This is a genomic window from Paenibacillus sp. OT2-17 (assembly GCF_009827695.1).
Taxonomy (GTDB): Bacteria; Bacillota; Bacilli; order Paenibacillales; family Paenibacillaceae; genus Paenibacillus; species Paenibacillus polymyxa_B.
In genome coordinates this window covers 1-906 of sequence record NZ_WUDQ01000916.1, presented here as the reverse complement: position 1 = coordinate 906, position 906 = coordinate 1, and the positions used below count along the sequence as shown (strand labels likewise).

The 906-nt window shown below is 44.6% G+C and carries 1 protein-coding gene; it reads left to right on the top strand.

What is annotated here, in order from left to right; translation table 11 throughout:
* Positions 1-858: oxidoreductase (locus GRP75_RS28160; RefSeq protein ID WP_160791022.1), on the top strand; the 858-nt coding region annotated here is incomplete at its 5' end.
* Between the last annotated feature and the right edge of the window lie 48 nt (positions 859-906).

The following is a 906-nucleotide window of genomic DNA, read 5'->3' as shown; positions in this document are numbered from 1 at the left end:
GATAAACATATTGAAGGATGGAAAAAGGTTACAGATGCAGTGCATAAAGCAGGTGGATATATGTATATCCAATTAATGCATGCTGGTCGCATGTCGCACCCTGATAATACACCACATCATCGCCAACCTGTTGCGCCATCTGCAATCGCGCCCGGTGTAGAAATGTTTACTGCTAAAGGTATGCAGGACATCCCCGTTCCTCGTGAGTTAAGTGAAGAGGACATTCAAACGACCATTGCTGATTTCCGGAAAGCAGCAGCAGCAGCAATTAAAGCAGGTGCGGATGGCGTTGAAATTCATGGAGCCAATGGCTATCTGATTAATCAATTTATTGGAGAAAATTCGAATACACGGACGGATGAATATGGGGGATCTATAGAAAATCGTACTCGCTTCGCGATTGAAGTAACGAAAGCCATAGTCGAAGAAATTGGAGCAGAAAGAACAGGCTTCCGTATCTCGCCAGGGACACCTCTTGGTGGGATTCAAGATGGTGAACAAGGTCCCGAACTTTATCGTTATCTTGTAAAAGAATTAGCTAAATTGGATTTAGCTTACCTTCATGTCATGCATCTTGGAAATGAAAAACTGCTCCAAGACATTCGTTCAATCTGGACGAATCCTTTGTTAGTCAATCGTGCTGGACGAGCTCTGGAGGATCTTAGCGTGGATATAGATCGTGGCCTTGCTGATCTGGTGCCTGTTGGTGTGTGGTCATTAGCCAATCCGGATTTAGTGGAACGACTTCAAAAAGGTGCGCCGTTGAACGAAGCAGATCCGACAACATTCTTTGGTCTGGGAAGCAAAGGTTACACAGATTATCCTACGATGGAAGAATTAGAATCCCAAGAGGGGTAACAATAGTGAATATGGTAAATCATGGCGTGCGACGGAAAGTTGTACGCC